Consider the following 18,826-nt stretch of genomic DNA (forward strand, 5'->3'; position numbering starts at 1 on the left):
ATACACGGAAGGCGTCACGGGCACTCAGGGTTTGCAGGCCACACCCAGCACGTGGGCCAGCCGCGGGTTGCCGGGGAGGACCGAGAAGCCGAAGCGCTCCACACCCCGCACCGTCAGGCCGGCGCCGGCGATCGAGGCGGCGGTGTCCCGGTTCGGATGACACCCGCCCGCCACCCGGCTCCACAGCGGCGTGACCAAGTCTTCGGCGGCCGCCAGTAGGCGGTGCTCCGAACGGACATGCTCATAGAACAGCAGCAGGCCGCCCGGCCGCAGGACCCGCACCACCTCCGCCAGGGCAACGGACTGGTCCGCCACGCTGCACAGCACCAGGCTGGAGACCACGACGTCGACCGAGGCGTCCGCCGCCGGCAGCGACTCCGCCACCCCGTCCACCACGGTGACCGGCACCGGTGCACGGGCCGCGGCGGCCCGGGCCAGCTCCCGGAGTGTGGGGTCCGGTTCGAGCGCCAGCACGCCCGTCACCTCGGCAGGGTAGAACGGGAAGGTGGCCCCGTAACCTGCCCCGATTTCGACGACGGCGCCGTGCGCGGCCTCCACCAGGCGGCGGCGGTGGTCCGCGGCCCCGCGGGCGTCCATCCGCGGCCCCGCGCGGGCGAAGGATCGCCCGAAGGGCGGATAGCGGGGGTTGGTCTCCGGCATGGGGGCCACTGTCCGGTTAGCCGACTTTGGCCGGATTGAGTTTCAGCCGCCGAAGCAGCTGGGCGTTGAGGGCCACCACAATCGTGGACGCGGACATCAGCACCGCGCCGGCGGCCGGCGAGAGGACCACCCCGGCGAAGGCCAGGACGCCGGCGGCCAGCGGCACCGCAATGATGTTGTAGCCCGTGGCCCAGACGAGGTTCTGCCACATCTTCCGGTAGCTGGCCCGGGACAGGTCCACCATGGACAGCACCGCCCGGGGGTCGTTCCCGGCCAGCACCACACCGGCGGACTCCACCGCGACGTCGGTCCCGCCGCCGATCGCGATTCCCACCTCGGCCCGGGCCAGGGCGGGGGAGTCGTTCACGCCGTCGCCCACCATGGCCACCCTGAGGCCGCGGGACTGGAGTTCGGCGACTTTCTTGTCCTTGTCGGCCGGGAGGACCTCGGCGAAGACCTCGTCGATGTTCAGCTCGGCGGCCACGGCCTGGGCCACCTGTCGGGCGTCGCCGGTGATCATGGCGACCTTGATTCCGCGGTGTTGCAGGGCCGCGACCGCCTGGCGGGATTCCGGGCGAACAGCGTCCTCAAGGCTCACGGCGCCCAGGACGGTGTTGCCGTCCACCACGTGGAGCACCGCCGCGCCCCGGTCCCGCCAGGCAGCGGTGGTGGCGGCCAGCGCAGGGGGTTCCTCCGCGCCCACTTCCCGGAGCAGGGCCGGGCCGCCCACCAGGACCGTCCTGCCGTCAACCGTCGCGCGGACGCCGCGGCCGGTCAGGGAAGTGAAACCGCCCGCCTGCGGGACCGGGAGCCCGCGCTCGCGGGTGGCCGCCACGATCGCGCGGGCCAGGGGGTGTTCGCTGTCGGACTCCGCCGCGGCGGCCAGTGTGAGCACGGCGTCCCGGTCGCTCCCGTCGGCGGCGGCAATGTCCTTGAGCTCCGGCTCGCCCTTGGTCAGGGTCCCCGTTTTGTCGAACAGCACGACGTCGACCGTCCGCATCCGCTCGAGGGCCATCCGGTTCTTGATCAGCACCCCGGCCCGGGCGGCCCGTTCCGTGGAGATCGCGATGACCAGCGGGATGGCGAGGCCCAGGGCATGCGGGCAGGCGATCACCAGCACCGTCACGGTGCGTTCCACGGCGTCGGGCATGCTGCCCAGCAGGGTCCAGGCGATAAAGGTGATGACGCCCGCCCCGGCGGCGAAGTAGAACAGGAAGGCGGCGGCGCGGTCGGCGAGGGCCTGGGCCCGCGAGGAGGAGGCCTGGGCCTCGGCCACGAGCCGCTGGATGCCGGCGAGGGCCGTGTCGTCGCCGATGGCTGTCACCCGGACGCGCAGGCTGTTGTCGGTGGCGATGGTTCCCGCGACCACGGGGTCGCCGGGGGAACGGAGGACGGTCTTGGACTCGCCGGTGATCATCGATTCGTCGAATTCGGCCTGCCCCTCGATCACGGTTCCGTCCGCCGGCATCCGGGCGCCGGAACGGACCAGGATGGTGTCGCCGCTCCGGAGTTCGGACACCCTGACGGTTTCGGTCCCGGACTCGGTGAGGCGTTCCGCCTCGTCCGGCAGCAGCGCCGCGAGGGCATCCAGGGCGCCCTGGGCCGAGCCGAGGGCGCGCATTTCGATCCAGTGCCCCAGCAGCATGATGTCCACAAGCAGGGCCAGTTCCCACCAGAAGTCGAGGTCGAAGCCGCCGATCCCCAGGGTGGTGACCCACGAGGCCGTGAAGGCGACGGTGATGGCCATGGCGATCAGCAGCATCATCCCCGGTTTGCGTCTTTTCAGCTCATTCAGGCCGCCCTTGAGGAACGGCTGGCCGCCGTAGAAGAAGATGACAGTTCCCAGCACCGGCGGAATCCAGGCGGAGCCGGGGAACACAGGCGCCTGGTAGCCGAGCAGATGCCCGAACATGGGGCTGAAAAAGACCACGGGCACAGCCAGGGCCAGGGTCACCCAGAACCTGTTCTTGAACATCGCCACGCTGTGCCCGGCATGTTGGCCGTGGCTGTGGACCATGTGCTCGTCGTCCTGCCGGGGGCCGTTCTGGGACATTGCCCCGTGGGGCTGGTGGGTGCTGTGTCCCGCCTGCGGGTGGCTGACTTGCCGGCCGCCGACGGCCTGGCTGCTGTGCCGGTGTTCCATGATGCGCGCTCCTAGGGGAGGTTCCTCGCGAATTCGAATTCAGCTAAACCATACCCCTGGGGGGTATGCGTGACAAGAGGTTTTCCCGGCTCAGCGGACTTCGATCACGCCCATCATGCCCAGGTCCTCGTGGTCCAGGATGTGGCAGTGGTACACCGAGCGGCCGCTGAAGTCGCGGAACGCGATCCTGACAGTGGCGCGGCCGTTTGCGCGCACGTTGACCACGTCCCGCATCACCACGGGACCGGCCGCCCGGCCGTTGTCGTTGATGAGCTGCATCGGCCACACGTGCAGATGGAAGGGGTGGTCCATTGGGCTTGTGTTGACCAGCGTCCATTCCTCCACGGTTCCGGCCGCGACAGTCGTGTCCGTGCGGGCGTCGCTGTATTCACGGCCGTTGATGGTGAAACGCATCATGCCGGCCATCCCGCCGCCCCGCATTCCCTGTCCCGCGCCCATCGACAGAACCACCTGCCGGCGCGCGGCGACGGCGGCAGTCCTCAGGTCCTCCTGGGCAGGCCGGGACGTGACGGTGCCGGGCGGGCTTGCGGAGGCGCCGCTGACCCGGAAGGTCGCCAAGGCGCCCGCCCCGCTGACCGGGAACGGCCCCTGCCCCATCATCCCGGGCATGGCACCGCGGTCATAGGGGAGGGCCTGCAACACGGCTTCGCCGGCGGTGGCGGTCACCAGCAGGTCTGCCCGGTTGCCCGGTGCCAGTAGGAGTTCGTCGACGGTTTCGGGTTCGGGGGACCGGCCCGAGTCCATGCCGAGCAGCTGCAGCTGCTGGCCGTCGAGCCGGAACCGGAGATAGCGGGCCACGCAGGTGTTGATGATCCGCCACCGCTCCCGGGCGCCCGGCTGGGCCGTGAGCAGCGGGTTGCTCTGCCCGTTGAGCAGGAGCAGCTCACCCTCCCGTCCCGCCATGCGCTCCATCGGGGACACGGCCGCGATGTTCCCGGCGCTGTCCAGGGTGGTGTCCGAGACCAGCAGCACCCGCTCCGTGCTCACCGGGATGGCCTCGGGGTCTTCGACGATGATCGCCCCGAAGAGCCCGGCGAAGATCTGGTCTGCGACCATGCCGTGGTGATGCGGGTGGTACCAGTACACACCCGGCGGGTGGTCCGGCGGCAGCCGGTAGCGGTAGTCAAAGCCCTGTCCGGGCAGGACCGCCCTGAACACATTGTCCCCGTCTGCCTGCGGGGACACATGGAGGCCGTGGACGTGCAGGTTCGTCGGTTCATTGAAGCCGTTCTCCAGCCTGACCTTGAGCTCATCACCCGGCCTCAGACGCAGCGTGGGGCCCGGGACGGTGCCGTTGTAGCAGAGGGCACGGGCCTGGCGGCCGCCGAGTTCCACCCGTCCGGGGGCGGCGCCGAGCGTGAGCTCCAGCCGGCCGTCCGTGCTGCGGAGTTCGGCCGGACCGCGCAGCTCGGCACCCTGCACGGGGGCTGCGCCGCCGCCGACACCGCCGCCGGGCGGCTCCTGCGCGGAAGTCAGGGACCACCAGAGTCCGGCGGCGCCCGCCACGGTGGCCGCCGTGCCCAGCCCGCCCACAATCAGGGCGTCGCGGCGGCTGATCGGCCGCATTACGGCTCCTCGCCGAGTACTTTCAGATTCTCGCGGTACTGTTCCGCGGTGAGCTCGCCCCGTGCGAAGCGTTCATCGAGGATCAGGCGCGCCTGGCTCTTGCCGCCCGGGAAGCCGGGGCCGCCCGGGGGACCCCCCGGCTGGCCGTAGGGCGGGGCGCCGTATGGTCCGTAGTGTGCCGGACCGCTGCGGCTGGTTCCGCCGGTGAAGAGGCGGACGGCGAGCAGCACCAGCACCGCGATCCCGACCAGCAACAGCAGACCCCAGAGCCACATCCAGCCGAAGCCGTTGCCGTAGTAACCCATCATGGCCTGATCCCTTCGCCCGTGACCGTTCCTGCCCCGCTGCCCCCATTTTCCGCCGGGCACCGGGGGCGGGCTAGGGTCCTAGGGCATGTCTCCCAATTGCCGGCGGCCCACGTCGAGGCTCGCACCGACCGCCGTGAAGCTTGCTGACTGCCTCTGACTACTGAAACGACAAGCCCGCGGGTCAAAAAGTGGCGAGAGCGCTATAAAACGCGCGCAGCACAGCCGCTGGCTGTCCGGAGGCTTCGGGGAGTTGGACGCAGGGCTGAGGGGCCACCGCTTTGCGCGGACGCGGGATCCAGCCTTCCGGCCAGTACCTCCTCCAGCTCGGCCTCGAAGGCCTCGAAGGCCTCGCGGACTGTATAGAGCTGTGCTGAGAAGGTGGGGTGGGCATGCCTAATCCTTCGCTGGCGCAGGCCCGGGGCCTGCCTTAGATGGTCTTAGTCCAGATGCTGTCGGCTTGCGCACTGCGTTCCACACCCTGAAGTACCTTTTGCACCTGCAGTCCGTCGGCGAAGGACGGCTCCGGGCGACGGCCCTCGGCGATGGCTTCGACGAAGTCCTTAACCTGGTGGGCGAAGGCGTGCTCGTAGCCCAATGCGTGTCCCGCAGGCCACCAGGCGGACAAGTAGGGGTGAGCGGGTTCGGTGACCATGATGTTGGTGAATCCCTGGCGTGTGTCGGGTGCCGTGGCATCGTAAAAGCCCAGGGAGTTCATGTTCTCCAGGTCGAAGGAGATGGCGCCGGCGGAGCCGGCCACTTCAATACGCAGCGCGTTTTTGCGGCCGGTGGACATCCGGGTGGCTTCGAACGAACCAACCGCGCCGCCGTCGAAACGGCCGCTGAACAGGGCGAGATCATCCACGCTGACGTTGCCGCGCTCTGATGCGCGGCCGGGCAGCGGGCGTTCGTGGACGAATGTGTTCAGGATGCCGCTGACGCCGGTGATCTTCTGGCCTGTGATGAACTGGGAGAGATCGACCGCGTGTGCGCCGAGGTCTCCGAGTGCCCCGGAACCGGCCTGGTCTTTCTGCAGGCGCCACGTCAGCGGGGCCTCAGCGTCGACCAGCCAGTCCTGCAGGTACGCGGCACGCACCTGGCGAACTTCGCCGATCGCACCGGACTGGACCAGGTCCCTCGCGAAGGCTGCAGCGGGAACGCGGCGGTAGGTGAAGCCGACCATGGCGAAGACGTCCTTGCCGGCGCGGTCCGCGGCGGCATTCATTGCTTCAGCTTCTTCAAGGGTGTTTGCGAGGGGCTTCTCGCACAGTACGTGCTTGCCCGCCTCAAGCGCAGCGATTGCGATCTCGGCATGAGAGCCGCCGGGAGTCACAATGTCTATCACGTCAATGTCGTCACGGGCGATGGCGGCCCGCCAGTCGGTCTCGGTCTGTTCCCAACCCCATTTCCTCGCCGCTGCCTCCACACCGCGTGCATTGCGTCCCACAAGCAGTGTCATTTCCGGCTGGGCTGGCAGGTCATAGAATCGCGGCGCAACCCGCCATCCCTGCGAATGGGCGGCCCCCATAAATCCGTGGCCAATCAGGGCAACCCTCAGGGGTGGTACGGCGTTCAGCATGTGTCCTCTTTATCCGGCGGCGGTGATTGCAAAAGCAGTTGGATCGAGGCGGGGCGCCCTGCCGGCGGCAGGGCGCCCCGCTCTAACGGTCCTACGATTCGAAGCCCGTCGGCAGGTACTTCTCAACGTTCTTGCCGTCGACAACCGGCGCATTCAGAACGACGCGCTTCGGGACTTCCACTTCCACGAGATCGCTCATGGCCTTGTTCTGGGCGATCAAGCGAGCCAGACGGATGCCGTCTGCAGCCTGGGTGGAAGGGTAGATGACCGTGGCTTTCAGGACGCCCTCGCCGGACTGGATCGCCCGCATTGCGTTGGCCGAGCCGGCGCCTCCAACCATGAAGAACTCTTTGCGGCTTGCGTTGTCGATCGCAGCCAGGACCCCGATGCCCTGATCGTCATCGTGGTTCCAGAGGGCGTCGATCTTCGGGGCTGCTGACAACAGCTGGGATGTCGCCGCTTCGCCGCCCTGGACGGTGAAGTCGGCCGCCACGCGGTTGTCCACGTTAAGGCCGCAGGATTCCAGCGCGTCCGCGAAGCCCCGGCTGCGTTCCTGGGTCAGGGGCAAGGAGTCGATGCCGGCGATCTCGGCGACGACTGCATCTTTGTTGTTGGCGAGCTCCCCGCAGACGTAGGTGCCGGCGCTGACGCCCATTCCGTAGTTATCGCCCAAGATTGTGGTGCGAGCCGCAAAGGGACTCGAGAATTCCCGGTCGACGTTGATGACGGGGATGCCGGCTTCCATCGCCTGGATGGCAACCGGGGTAAGGGCGGCGCCGTCGGTCGGCAACAGCACGATGGCATCTACGCGGTCGTTGATGAACTGCTCTACCTGGCTGATCTGAAGGTTCGCGTCGTTGGTCCCCTCAGCCACCCGCAGGTCAATGTCCCCGTACTTCTTCGCCTCGGCAACAGCTGCGGAGTTGATCGCGCCCAGCCAGCCGTGGTCTGCCGCGGGGCCGGAGAAGCCGATGACGACGGTGTCGCCGCTGGCCTGGTTCCCTTCAACGGATGCGTTGGTCGGCTGGGTGTTGGTCTGGCCCGTCCCTGCCGTGCACCCGGTAACAAGGGCGCCGACAGCAAGAAGGGCGCCGGTGGTGACGAGCATCTTCCGGCCCGTGCGAACTGCAAGCATGTGTATCTCCTCAGTGAGTTATATGCGTCTTCGCCTGGTGCAGCATGCTCTTTTCATGCCCGCTACTTTGCGTGACTGCTATCACAGTAACAGAAGGTTAAAGGAAATCGACGACTTTATATTCATCGTCGACATAATGTGTTAGGTTCGTCGCATGTTCGAAGAAGATCAGACACGGCCGTTGCTCGAAGTCCGGGGACTAACCAAGCATTTTGCTGGCGTTCAGGCGCTAAAAGGCGTCGATCTGCAGGTCCTTCCGGGAGAAGTTCACTGCGTTATGGGTCAGAACGGAGCCGGCAAATCCACCCTTATCAAGACACTCTCGGGCGTCCATCAGCCTGATAGCGGAGAAATCCACTGGGAGGGGAAGCAGATCACGCTCCCCGGTCCCACGGCAGCGCTCGACCTCGGTATCGCCACCATGTATCAGGAGCTCGACGTCGTCGACGGCCTATCCGTCGCCGAGAACATCTTCCTTGGGCATGAAAAGGCGAGCGGAGGGGTGCTGCACGTCAAAAAGGCCAATGCCATTGCGCGTACCCTCCTGAAGCGGCTCGGACACGGCAGCCTTTCGCCGTCCACGGAAGTAGGCACGCTCTCAGCCGCCAACAAGCAGATCGTGAGCATGGCGCGAGCCCTCTCCCGGGATACCAAGCTGATCATCATGGATGAACCGAGTGCCATCCTCGACTCCGGAGAGGTCGCCAACCTGTTCCGCGTGGTTCGCGAACTCACCGCCCAGGGAATCGCCGTGGTCTACATCTCCCACCGCCTCGAGGAAATCCGGCAGATCGGCGACCGCATCTCGGTGATCAAGGACGGCCGCAGCACGGCGAACGGCCTCAGCGTCACGGATACACCGAAGGCGGAACTGATCCGGCTCATGACAGGCAGGGATGTTGACAACGTCTTCCCCGCCAGGCGTCCCATTCCTGCTGACGCCCCGGTAGTACTTAACGTGGAAGGCCTGGAGCTTTTCGGGCACTTCGACAAGGTCAGCCTCACCGTGCGGGCCGGGGAGATCCTCGGTTTCGCCGGGTTGGTGGGATCGAAGCGCTCCGAGATCCTCGAGACCATTTACGGCGCGCGCAAGGCATCGGCGGGCAGCGTTTCAGTGAACGGCAAGACCCTCCGGCCGGGATCGGTCACCTCGGCCGTCAACGCCGGAATCGGTCTTTCGCCAGAGGAACGGAAAAGCCAGGGGCTAATCCTGGACGAGCCGCTGTTCAAGAACATCACCCTCTCGACCTTCGAACGCTTCGCCCGAGCGGGATTCTTGAACGAGCGCGCCGAGCGGGATGCAGCTCGTGAGCAGATCGCCGCGTTGGAGTTGCGCCCGGCTGATCCGGACCGGCCAGCACGGACGCTGTCCGGCGGAAACCAGCAGAAAATTCTTCTTGCCCGCTGGCTGGTGCACGGAACTCCGGTGCTGCTGCTGGACGAACCCACCCGCGGCGTTGACGTCGGCGCCCGTGCCGAGATCTACACGCTCATTCATAAACTCGCCGCCGCCGGGACGGCGATCATCGTCGTTTCGAGCGAAATCGAGGAAGTTCTGGGCCTCGCCGACACCGTCCTCGTCATCGACGACGGCAAGGTCCTCACCCATACCAAAGCAAGCGACATAGACGAGCACGGAGTGCTCGACCTCGTCATGAAGGGAAGTGCCGCGTGAGCGAGCAGAACACCAAGGTGGCCGAACCGCGTATCATCGCGCCGGACGGCCACAGCACCCCCCAGGCCAACCCTCTGCAGAACTTCCTGAGGGGCCCCGCGGGCCGCAGCCTGGGGCTGGTCATCGCTCTCGCGCTGCTTTTCGTGGTCGGTGCCGCCACCAGCGGTGACCGGTTCCTCAACCTCGAAAACATCCTGACCATCCTGCGGTACGCGTCCATTATTGGTGTGATCAGCATCGGCGTCACGTTTGTCATCACCGCGGGCGGCATCGACCTCTCCGTTGGTTCGGTCATGGGCCTGACCACGGTTGTTGCGAGTCTGGCCAGCGTGCAGCTGGCCGCAACGCAGTCCTCGTGGCTCCTCATTGTTCTCGTGTCGCTGGCCGTCGGCGTCGGCGCGGGCCTGATCAACGGACTCGTGATCGCCTACGGCAACGTGGTGGCCTTCATTGCCACCCTGGCCGTGCTGGTCGGCGCGCGCGGTCTGGCCGAACTCATTTCGGGCCGCCGCACCCAGATTGTAACCAACCGTGACTTCCTGCAAGTCATGCGCGCTGAGGTGCTCGGCATCCCCATCCTGATCTGGATTTTCGTCATTGTGGCCGTGGCCGGCTGGTTCCTCCTCAACCGCACCACGTTCGGTCGCCGGACGATCGCCATCGGCGGAAACCTCGAAGCATCCCGGCTGGCCGGGATCAAGGTGAAGCGCCACCTCGTCTACCTGTACATCCTCGCCGGGCTCGCGGCAGGTATCGCCGGCGTGATGATGCTCGGCCGCACCACCGCAGGAACCTCGACCCACGGCCTGCTCTATGAGCTGGATGCAATCGCCGCCGTCGTTGTCGGCGGGACGCTGCTCATCGGTGGGCGCGGCACGATCATGGGCACCGTCCTGGGGGTGCTGATCTTCAGCACCCTGACCAACGTCTTTACCCAAAACAACCTGGACACTTCCGTGCAGGCACTCGCCAAGGGCCTGATCATCGTCGTTGCGGTTCTTCTGCAGCAGCGCTTCGCCGCACGCGGTCCGCGCAGAGGGAAAAGCTAGCTGCGCCGGAGGACGGCGTAAGGGGCTCCCGGGCCATACCGGGAACCAGGACGAGGAACCGGAGGGCAGGGCAGTGAACTTACTGAAAATGGACTCCGCGGTGCACGGCAAAGGTGACCTCGAATTGGTCGAGGATGCGCTCCAGCGATTCTTCGTGGACGCAAAGCTGCGCGCCGTTTCCGTCAATGCGGCTTATCTCAGCCTCTGGGAAGCACTTGAAAGAGCAACCGCGGGCGGGAAGCGCTCCCGCCCGCGGTTGGTCATGCTGGCCTACCGCGAGCTTGGCGGCACCGATTTCTCCAGCGCCGCGGAGCTCGCCGCCTCGTACGAGCTCCTGCATAGCGGGCTCATCATCCACGACGACGTCATTGACCGCGATTTCGTCCGGCGCGGCATCCCCAATGTCTCCGGTCACTACCGAAGCCGGGCCCTGGGCGCCGGGTTGACCCCCGCAGCGGCTGACCACGCCGGAGTCTCGACAGGGCTTCTTGCCGGGGATCTGGCTCTGTCCAGCGCCTACCGCCTGCTGAGGGCCATTGAGGCGCCGGAAGCCGTGCGGCAGCGGCTGCACGGCATTCTCGATGACGCCATCTTCTCCTCCGTCGGCGGCGAGATCCTCGACATCGAGTTCAGCCGGACCCCGGTGATGCCCTCACTCGAAGACATCACCAAGACGGCACACCAAAAAACTTCGGTCTACTCGTTCGAGGCGCCGCTCCAGGCAGGCGCTGTGCTGGCGACGGCACCAGAACCGGTCGTGGCCGCGTTGACCGCCTTCGGACGTTACGCCGGAATCGCGTATCAGATCGCCGACGACGTGCTGGGCGTCTTCGGCAAGGAAAGCCGAACCGGGAAAACCAGTTGGGGGGACCTCAGGGAAGGCAAGCGGACGGCCCTGCTCTCCTACGCAGCCACACGGCCGGAATGGAGCAAGATCGCGTCACTCATCGGGTCCCAGGACATGACTGCCGCGGACGCCGAGCACGTTCGGTCTGTGCTGGTGAGCTGCGGTGCAAAGGACTATGCCATCAGGCTGGCCACCGAAAATGCCAACCTCGCAGTGATGCACCTGCAGTCCGACGGAGTGCCCGGTGCCGTGCACAAAAGCCTTGAACGCATGCTGTTTTCCGTCATTTCCGGCGTGAGCCCGCAGTAGCCGCACCCTGGCCGTTCCCACCTCGCAGGTACCGCAGTTGTGCCGTTATCATGAAAGGACAAATCCGGCGCCGAGGCGATCTGTCAGGAAGGACCTGAACCGGGGTGGAAGGGAAGACGTCGGTGCTGATCGTTGTGCTCTCCCTCCGCCGTGCAGCACCAGGTCGGTCTGCCGGAGGCGCAGCCGGACAAGTTGCTGCGAGATGACAACCGCATCGCACGATGAACGCATCCGGCGCACGGTCGCCGGCACCAACCTTGGCAACAACCGCGATTCCACCCGGCAGCACAACCTTTCCACCGTGCTGGGCCTGGTGCACTCCATGGACGGCGTCTCCCGCGCACAGCTCACCCGTGCCACCGGACTTAACCGATCAACGATCGCCGCGCTCGTGGGGGAACTCGTCCAGCTCGGCCTCGTCCTGGAGAGCGACCTCGACCAGGCACAGCAGCACGGTCGCCCCAGCATCATGATTGAGCCGAGTCCCGCCGCGCTGGCCCTGTCGGTCAACCCGGATATCGACGTCGTCAGCGTCGCGCTTGTCTCTCTGGGCGGGCACATTGTGAACCCTGTCCGCTTCCACACCGTCCGTGCGCCGTCGGTAGCCGAAGTCGTGAACATAGTGACGGCGATCTACACGGGGATGCGCACCTCGTTACCCGCCCGGCACCGGATCATCGGCGTGGGCCTCGCCATACCGGGGCTGGTGGATCCCGTGGACGGCACCGTGATCGAAGCGCCGCATCTTGGCTGGCGCGACCAGCCGCTCGCCACGCTCCTCGGCGATGCCCTGAACCTTCCGGTGATCGCAGCAAACGACGCCGTTGCGGGCGCGCGTGCGCAGGCGACATTCGGTGCGGGCCGCGACGTTTCGGACCTGGTCTACCTCTACGGGGGAGCGAGCGGCATCGGCGGAGGAGTCATCAGCGGAGGCCGCCTCATACGCGGTGCCACCGGATTCGCCGGGCAGCTGGGGCACACCCACGTGCGCTCGGGCGGCGCGGAATGCACATGCGGATCCTTCGGCTGCCTCGAAGCCGAGATCACTCGGGAAGAGCTGATCGCTGCGGTCGGACTCCCGGCCGGTCAAACGGACAACCTCGAAGAAGCCGTCCTGGAGATGCTGCAGGACGAGTCAGGGTCCCAGGAGTTGCGGGCGGTCGTCGACCGGCAGGTCCAGCTGCTGGCGATCGGGCTGAAGAGTGTGGTCAACCTGCTAAATCCGTCGCTGATTGTGTTGGGCGGCTTCCTGCGCATCCTCGTCCGGGCCGCACCGGGCGTCCTCAGCGAGGCGCTGCGCACTCCCGGAATGCGCGGTCCCCGGCAGAGCGTAGCCATTGAACTGGCCCCCCTCGGCGAAGATCCCATCCTGGTCGGTGCCGCGGAACTCGCGTTCGAACCCCTCATCCGGGATCCGGCCGGTTTCCTGCGCCCGCATGACGACCCCACCGGCCCGCCGTTTCCGGCCGGGTAACTTTTCCCCGGCCAACTTTCAACCAACAGAGAAGCGGACCCCGCCCCAGCCTTGGCTGGGACAGGGTCCGCTTCTTTGTCATGGCCGGTGGCCTTCAGAGTGAATCACCGGTACTCGGGGAGCGTCAGTTGGTCGCCATAAGAACTACCTCAGCGGTTCCGGTCAGCGGCGCCGAGGAGGCGTCGCCGGCGTCGGTGTAGCTTGCGCTGAAGACCGCCGAGAGGTCATCGACGGCGGGGTCGTGGCCTTCGGGGACGGTAGTGGTGATGGTGCCGGAACAGCCCGAGGCGGTGGTCTGCGGGTGTCCGTGCGTGTGGTGGCCGAGGACGTAGGTCACCTCAACCAACGAACAGTCAACCGGCTGGTCATCGGTGACCCGGACTTCGTAGCTGACGGTGTCGCCGAAGCTGAATTCCTGGCCTGAATCGGGGCTGATGAACTCAATGACCGGTGCCTGGTTACCCACCTCGATAGCCACCTCGGCGGAGGAGTGGCGTCCGCGGTGCTTGCCGCCCAGATCCGTGACCTTCAGGCTCGCCGTGTAGGTTCCGTTTTCCTCGTAGGTCCAGGTGCTGTTTGCTTCCTCGGAGTCCACGACGCCGTCGGCGTTGAAGTCCCACTCGTAGCGGAGCTTGTCGCCGTCGGCGTCGGAGGTGCCTTCGCTGGAGAACTGCACGGTCAGCGGTGATGCGCCCGCGGTCGGCGTACCGGAGGCTACAGCCACGGGGCTGTGGTTGCCGTTTGCGCCGATGTAGTCGATCCGGGACAGCTGCGCGTCAGGATTTTCCCCGAAGTAGCCGTCGCCGTATTCAAGAACGTAGAGAGCGCCGTTGGGACCGAACTCCATGTCAATGGGGTTATCGACCACGAGGGAGTCCACGACGTTCTCGATCGAGGCGAGTTCGCCGTTCTCCAGGGACATGCCCTTGATGTAGTCGCGGGTCCACTCGTAGAAGAAGGACATGCCGTCGTAGTGGGACGGCCAGGCAACAGGGGCCTGGCCCTTGGTTGCCCGCTCGTCGAACTCATAGGCAGGGCCGGCCATGGGGCCGATTCCGCCGGTTTCCAGCTCCGGGAACTCGGCCGATGCGCCGTAGGAGTACCAGACCTCCGGCTGGGCTACCGGGGGCAGCTCGCGGAGACCGGTGTTGTTCGGCGAATCGTTCACGGGAGCAGCGCAGTTGAATGCTTCACCGGAGATCCCGGTGGCGAAGTCATAGTCCACGTACGGCAGCTCTGCGGTGGCGCAATAGGGCCAGCCGTAGTTGGAAGGCTCGTTGACTACTGCCCACTTGCCGGTGCCCGCAGGGCCGCGGAGGGGGTTGGCGGCACGCGCGTCGGGCGAGTAGTCGGCGATATAGAGATCGCCGGTGCGCTGGCTGAGTTCGATGCGGAAGGGGTTGCGCAAGCCCATCACGTAGATCTCAGGCCGGGTCTGGGGAGTGCCGGGCTGGAACAGGTTGCCTGCGGGGACGGTGTAACCGCCGCCGGCGCTGGGCGTGATGCGCAGGACCTTGCCGCGGAGGTCGTTGGTGTTTGCAGAGGTCCGCTGCGCATCGAGCGCGGGATTGCTGGTGGGGCGCTCATCCAGCGGGGTGAAGCCGCCGGACTGGAACGGGTTGGTGTCGTCACCGGTGGAGAGGTACAAATCGCCCTCAGCGTCGAAGAGGATGTCGCCGCCGACGTGGCAGCAGATCCCGCGGTCCACAGGTACTTCGATGATCTCCTGCTCGCTGGCGAGGTCGATGGTCTGACCGTCGAACTGGAAACGCGACAGCACGAGGGATCCCTTGAACGCCTCGAAGTCGGCAGCCGTGCCGCTGTAGGGCGCGTCGCCCTCGTTGACGCCGGTGGTTGCGGGATCATCCACGGGGGTGTTCTGCGGCGGTGAATAGTAGAGGTAGACCCAGTTGTTGCCCTTGGTCCCGAACTTCGGGTCAAGCGCAATGCTCTGAAGGCCCTCCTCGTCGTGCTGGTAGACGTCCAGTGTTGCGGCCAAGGTGTTGAGGCCGGTCTTTGCGTCATTCCGCCAGACTTCGCCGCCGCGGGTGGTGTGCAGAACATCATTGTTGGGGAGTACTGCCAGGTCCACGGGCTCGCCCGGGCCGTCGTTGAGGGTCACTTTCTGGAAGTTGGCATCGGACGGCGCTGCTTCGGGAGTGGCGCCGCCGCCCGGCTGGGCCTGAGCCGGTGCGATGGCGAAGGAGGTTGCCATCAGGGCTGCCATCGCCAGGCCGGCACCCACTTGAGATGATCGCCTTTTGAAAAGGCCGGCGGCATCGGTTGGATGCCCGGAAGCTTTCGCTATCCCGTGTCGATTGAATGTCATCGTTCACTTTCTTCTCGTCATTGAGGACCCCCGGACCAGCCGGACCTGGGTCCCTTGAACGCTAGTAGACGGGTTCCGAATTAGCTAGTGGTTTCAGAAAACAAAGTCCGCTTATTTTTCCTGATTAGTGACACAGTTATTGTGCAAACCGAAAAACAAGGGAAATTCTCTCCACTCTAGTTTGTTGTTTTAGGCGCAAAAGTGAACAGAGAAACGCGAGCCGTTCCCAGTAGTTGGGATCTGCGGCGGACCTCAGGGGCCGATTTAACCGACGGAAACCGCCCTAGCCGCTGATCCCCTGGGTCTGCAGCACAAGTTCCTTCACCGCAGCGGCCGGCACCTGTCGGCCGCTGTTCAGGAGGGCCTCCACCGAGGAGGGGATCCGGTCCTCCGAACCAATAATCAGCGGCGTGCCGTTCGGCGAATCAGGAAGCCGTCCATGGGTGCCGCGCACATGCGTCGGGTCGAGGGGCACGGTGCTCATGGCGTACCGCAAGCCCACCTTCTTTTTGACCAGGTTGAGTCCTGCTTTTGCTTTCGCGAGCTTGTCTGCCGGGTTGAAGAAGAGCTCCGCGGGGTCATAGCCCGGTTTTCGATGGATGTCCACGCCGCGGGCGTACTCAGGTGCCCGGTCGTCGTCGAGCCAGAAGTAGTAAGTGAACCAGGCGCCCGGCTCCGCTACAACAACGAGCTCCCCGGATCTTTGGTGATCGAGCCCGTAGCGTCCCTGCGCTTCCCGGGCGAAGACCTCGTCCACTCCGTCGGTCTCGCGAAGGATCGCGGCAACCCGCTCCACGTCCGACGGGTCGGAGACGTACACATGGGCAACCTGGTGGTCAGCTACGGCAAATGCCCGGGAGGTCCACGGATCGAGTTGCTCCCTGCCGTCCTGCACGTAGACCTCCAACAGGCCCTCCCTCCGCAGGACGCGGTTGATATCCACCGGTTTGCGGGCTTCTTCGATCCCGTACTCGGCCACCGCAATGACCGCGTAACCCAGCGTCTCGGCCTCATCCAGCAGCGGCCCCAGCGCGCGGTCGAGGTCGGCAGCCGCTCGGGCGGCCTGCGGCGAGTCGGGTCCAAACCGCTGGAGGTCGTAGTCCAGGTGCGGGAGGTAGGCCATCAGCAGATTCGGCGCCTGGTTTCGCATGACATGCCTGGTGGAGTTGACGATCCATTCGCTCGACCGGATGGCCGCCGTCGGACCCCAGTATTGGAAGAGCGGGAAGTCACCGTACTGGCCCACCAGTTCATCGTGCAGTTCCGCCGGTCGAATGTAGGCATCGGGCGACTTGCGGCCGTCCGCGTGGTAGACCGGCCGGGGCGTCACCGTCAGGTCAGTGGACATCCCCATGGCGTACCACCAACAGATGTTTCCTGCGCGGTACCCGGGATGCTGACGGCGCGCGGTCTCCCAGATGTTCTCGCCGCTGACCAGCCCGTTGTGCTGGCGCCACAGGAAAACTTCGCCGAGTTCCCGGAAGTACCAGCCGTTCCCCACGATTCCGTGCTGCGCCGGCGCCAGGCCCGTCAGCATCGTCGACTGAACAGTGCAGGTCACCGCCGGCAGTACCGTCGCTAGTTCCGAGGACCATCCCTGCGCGGCAAGCCGCGTCAGGCGAGGCATCTGGCTCAGGGCCTTGGCGGTCAGACCAACGACATTCAGGAGCAGTACTGGTTTCACGGTTCTTCCTTGCTTAGGGTTGTCAGTGGCGCGCGGCGTTACGGGTTCTGGGAAGCGGATGCGGCGGCGAGCAGGTTCGACTCCGCCCACCCGATCTCCGCGGCTATCCCCTCGGTGATTCCCACGGACGCGCCGGGCAGCACGCTCCAGGTATAGGTCTCGATGTCGAGGTGGACCTCAGACGCGTACGGCAGCCGGCCAACTTCGGCGACGGTCCGCTGCAGCACGTCCACGGTGGTCTCCAGCGGGGCCGCGGGCACGTGATGGAGCGGGATGTGGAAATGGACCCGCCAGGGCCCTTCGCGCGGCAGGTCACTGAGGGCTTCGGCGAGATCGTCGGCTGGAACAATATCGTCCGGTTGCGACTCCCGTACCTGGTGCAGATATCGCGGTTCAACAAACCCCGCCAGGGCCTCCCGGGCTTCCGGGTCGGACGGGTCCGTTACATGCAGGGCCGCTGACGCCTGTACCTTCACTATCCGCAGGCCTGCTGCGTCAATCTCTTTGACAGCGGCGGCCGGGTCCGCGAACGAGACAGCGAGGTGGCAGGTGTCCACGCACAAGCCCACGAACTCTGGATCGACACCGCGTTCAATGCGAGCTCCCAGCCAGCCGACGACATCGGCGACCGTATCGAGCACGCATCCCGGTTCTGGTTCGACGGCGACGCGGACGGTCTTTCCCGTACGCTCCCGAAGGTCCCGCAGGCGGAAGCTCAGCTCGGCAAACGCGGAGGTGGCGTCGTCATCGTCGTCCTGTGTCCATGGCTCCCGCCAGGCCAGGGGGAGGGTCGAGATCGAGCCGGCTGTGCCCTCGGGGAGAAAGGCCGCCAGCACCTCCGCACAGTCCAGCGTGTACTCCAGTCGCTCACGCTCGGCCCACGTCGGCTTGTAGACGTCGAGCTTAACGACCTCGTTGTGGAAGCCGCCGTAGGGAAAGGCGTTGATGGTGTGCAGCTGCAGCCCTTCAGCGTCGAGGACCTCGCGGAGGAGGGCGCGGTCCTCCGCACTGCCGGCCAGTTGACGGGCCAGTCCGGCGGGGAGCCACAGCCCGACGCCGAGGATGTCCCGGCCCGCCGTGCGGCGGATCGGGCCGGCGTAGTCGCGGAGCTGCCGGATCACGCCGTCGAAATCCTCAGCCGGGTGGACGTTGGTGCAATAGGAAAGAAGCATCAGACCCGGGCCCCCCGCAGGACTGAGTTGCCCTCGAACCCCGCTGCCGCGTCCGGCGGTTCAGCCGCATCGAACCCGGGGATCGGATCGAGGATCAGCTGGCCGCTCTGGCCGTAGAACTCCACCGGATTGCGCCAGAGCACCTTGTCGACGTCGTCGGTGGTGAAGCCGGCCGCGAGCATTGCGTTGGCGGTGCTGAGGGTTTTAAGCGGGTCCGACCTACCCCAGTCCGCCGCGGAGTTGACCAGCACCCGTTCGGTTCCGTAGCTGCGGAGGATAGCGACCATGCGCTGCTCGTCCATTTTGGTGTCCGGGTAGATGGAGAAGCCCATCCATGCTCCGGCGTCCTTCACCATCTCGACATTCGTCTCATTGAGGTGGTCAACAACGACCATGCCGGGTGCGACACCGGACTCGCGGACGACATCGAGCGTCCTCCGGGTGCCGGTGAGCTTCTCCCGGTGCGGGGTGTGCACCATCGCCGGCAGTGAATACTCGCGCGCGAGTTCCAGCTGGCGGCTGAACGCCTCGTCCTCGGCGGGGGTTATCGAGTCGTACCCGATCTCGCCGATGGCCACCACCCCCTCCTTAACCAGGTATCGGGGGATCTCATCCAGAACGGGAACGCACCGGGGGTCGTTCGCCTCCTTGGGGTTGAGGGCGATCGTGGCATGATGCCTGATGCCGAATTGGGCGGCGCGGAACCGCTCCCAGCCCAGCAGGGAGTCGAAGTAGTCGATGAAGGAGCCAACGTTGGTGCGGGGCTGGCCCGACCAGAACGCGGGTTCCACGAGGGCGCGGACTCCGCTGGCGTAAAGGGCCTCGTAGTCATTGGTAGTGCGGCTTGTCATGTGGATGTGGGGATCGAAAATGCGCAT

Annotated in this window: 14 protein-coding genes; 4 read left to right on the forward strand and 10 right to left on the reverse strand. The window is 66.0% G+C overall.

All coding sequences use genetic code 11. The features are described from left to right. Positions 1-24: 24 nt before the first annotated feature. From AC06G6_RS01355 to AC06G6_RS01380, 6 genes are all read right to left on the reverse strand, one after another. Positions 25-660 carry a class I SAM-dependent methyltransferase gene (locus AC06G6_RS01355; RefSeq protein ID WP_479825638.1) on the reverse strand — a complete coding sequence of 212 codons (636 nt, stop codon included), beginning with the start codon at positions 658-660 and terminating at the stop codon, positions 25-27. Positions 661-676: 16 nt separating this feature from the next. Further along, positions 677-2,803, reverse strand: coding sequence for a heavy metal translocating P-type ATPase (locus AC06G6_RS01360; RefSeq protein WP_479825640.1), 2,127 nt, complete (start codon positions 2,801-2,803; stop codon positions 677-679). A gap of 90 nt (positions 2,804-2,893) precedes the next feature. Further along, positions 2,894-4,390, reverse strand: coding sequence for a multicopper oxidase family protein (locus AC06G6_RS01365; RefSeq protein WP_479825642.1), 1,497 nt, complete (start codon positions 4,388-4,390; stop codon positions 2,894-2,896). Next, the gene (locus tag AC06G6_RS01370; protein WP_479825644.1) at positions 4,390-4,698 is read right to left on the reverse strand and encodes an SHOCT domain-containing protein; all 309 of its coding nucleotides are present in this window, start codon (positions 4,696-4,698) and stop codon (positions 4,390-4,392) included. Before AC06G6_RS01370 ends, AC06G6_RS01365 begins: the two co-directional genes overlap by 1 nt. Before the next feature lie 427 nt (positions 4,699-5,125). After that, positions 5,126-6,274, reverse strand: coding sequence for a Gfo/Idh/MocA family protein (locus AC06G6_RS01375; protein WP_479825646.1), 1,149 nt, complete (start codon positions 6,272-6,274; stop codon positions 5,126-5,128). Between the two features lie 91 nt (positions 6,275-6,365). After that, entirely contained in the window at positions 6,366-7,409 is a 1,044-nt protein-coding gene (locus tag AC06G6_RS01380) for a substrate-binding domain-containing protein (protein WP_479825648.1), read from the reverse strand. Between the two features lie 154 nt (positions 7,410-7,563). Here AC06G6_RS01380 and AC06G6_RS01385 point away from each other — a divergent pair, with 154 nt between their 5' ends. The 4 genes from AC06G6_RS01385 to AC06G6_RS01400 all read left to right on the forward strand — a co-directional run bounded on the left by AC06G6_RS01385 (position 7,564) and on the right by AC06G6_RS01400 (position 12,763). Continuing rightward, positions 7,564-9,084: a sugar ABC transporter ATP-binding protein gene (locus tag AC06G6_RS01385; RefSeq protein ID WP_479825650.1), complete on the forward strand. Its 1,521-nt coding sequence runs from the start codon at positions 7,564-7,566 to the stop codon at positions 9,082-9,084. After that, positions 9,081-10,133: an ABC transporter permease gene (locus AC06G6_RS01390; RefSeq protein ID WP_479825652.1), complete on the forward strand. Its 1,053-nt coding sequence runs from the start codon at positions 9,081-9,083 to the stop codon at positions 10,131-10,133. The genes AC06G6_RS01385 and AC06G6_RS01390 overlap by 4 nt, the downstream gene beginning before the upstream one ends. Positions 10,134-10,206: 73 nt before the next feature. Beyond that, the gene (locus tag AC06G6_RS01395) at positions 10,207-11,289 is read left to right on the forward strand and encodes a polyprenyl synthetase family protein (RefSeq protein WP_479825654.1); all 1,083 of its coding nucleotides are present in this window, start codon (positions 10,207-10,209) and stop codon (positions 11,287-11,289) included. Positions 11,290-11,491: 202 nt separating this feature from the next. After that, complete coding sequence (locus AC06G6_RS01400) at positions 11,492-12,763, forward strand: ROK family transcriptional regulator (protein ID WP_479825656.1); 1,272 nt, start codon at positions 11,492-11,494, stop codon at positions 12,761-12,763. Between the two features lie 124 nt (positions 12,764-12,887). Here AC06G6_RS01400 and AC06G6_RS01405 read toward each other — a convergent pair whose 3' ends face one another. From AC06G6_RS01405 to AC06G6_RS01420, 4 genes are all read right to left on the reverse strand, one after another. Next, a complete protein-coding gene (locus AC06G6_RS01405; protein WP_479825658.1) occupies positions 12,888-15,008 on the reverse strand; it encodes a PQQ-dependent sugar dehydrogenase in 2,121 nt (706 codons plus the stop codon). A gap of 367 nt (positions 15,009-15,375) precedes the next feature. Further along, a complete protein-coding gene (locus AC06G6_RS01410) occupies positions 15,376-16,776 on the reverse strand; it encodes an alkaline phosphatase family protein (RefSeq protein WP_479825659.1) in 1,401 nt (466 codons plus the stop codon). Between the two features lie 38 nt (positions 16,777-16,814). Next, entirely contained in the window at positions 16,815-17,948 is a 1,134-nt protein-coding gene (gene eboE / locus AC06G6_RS01415; protein ID WP_479825661.1) for a metabolite traffic protein EboE, read from the reverse strand. Beyond that, positions 17,948-18,826, reverse strand: a complete 879-nt coding sequence (locus tag AC06G6_RS01420; protein ID WP_479825663.1) for a TatD family hydrolase — start codon at positions 18,824-18,826, stop codon at positions 17,948-17,950. Before AC06G6_RS01420 ends, eboE begins: the two co-directional genes overlap by 1 nt.

This window comes from Arthrobacter sp. CJL-S3, assembly GCF_056711635.1.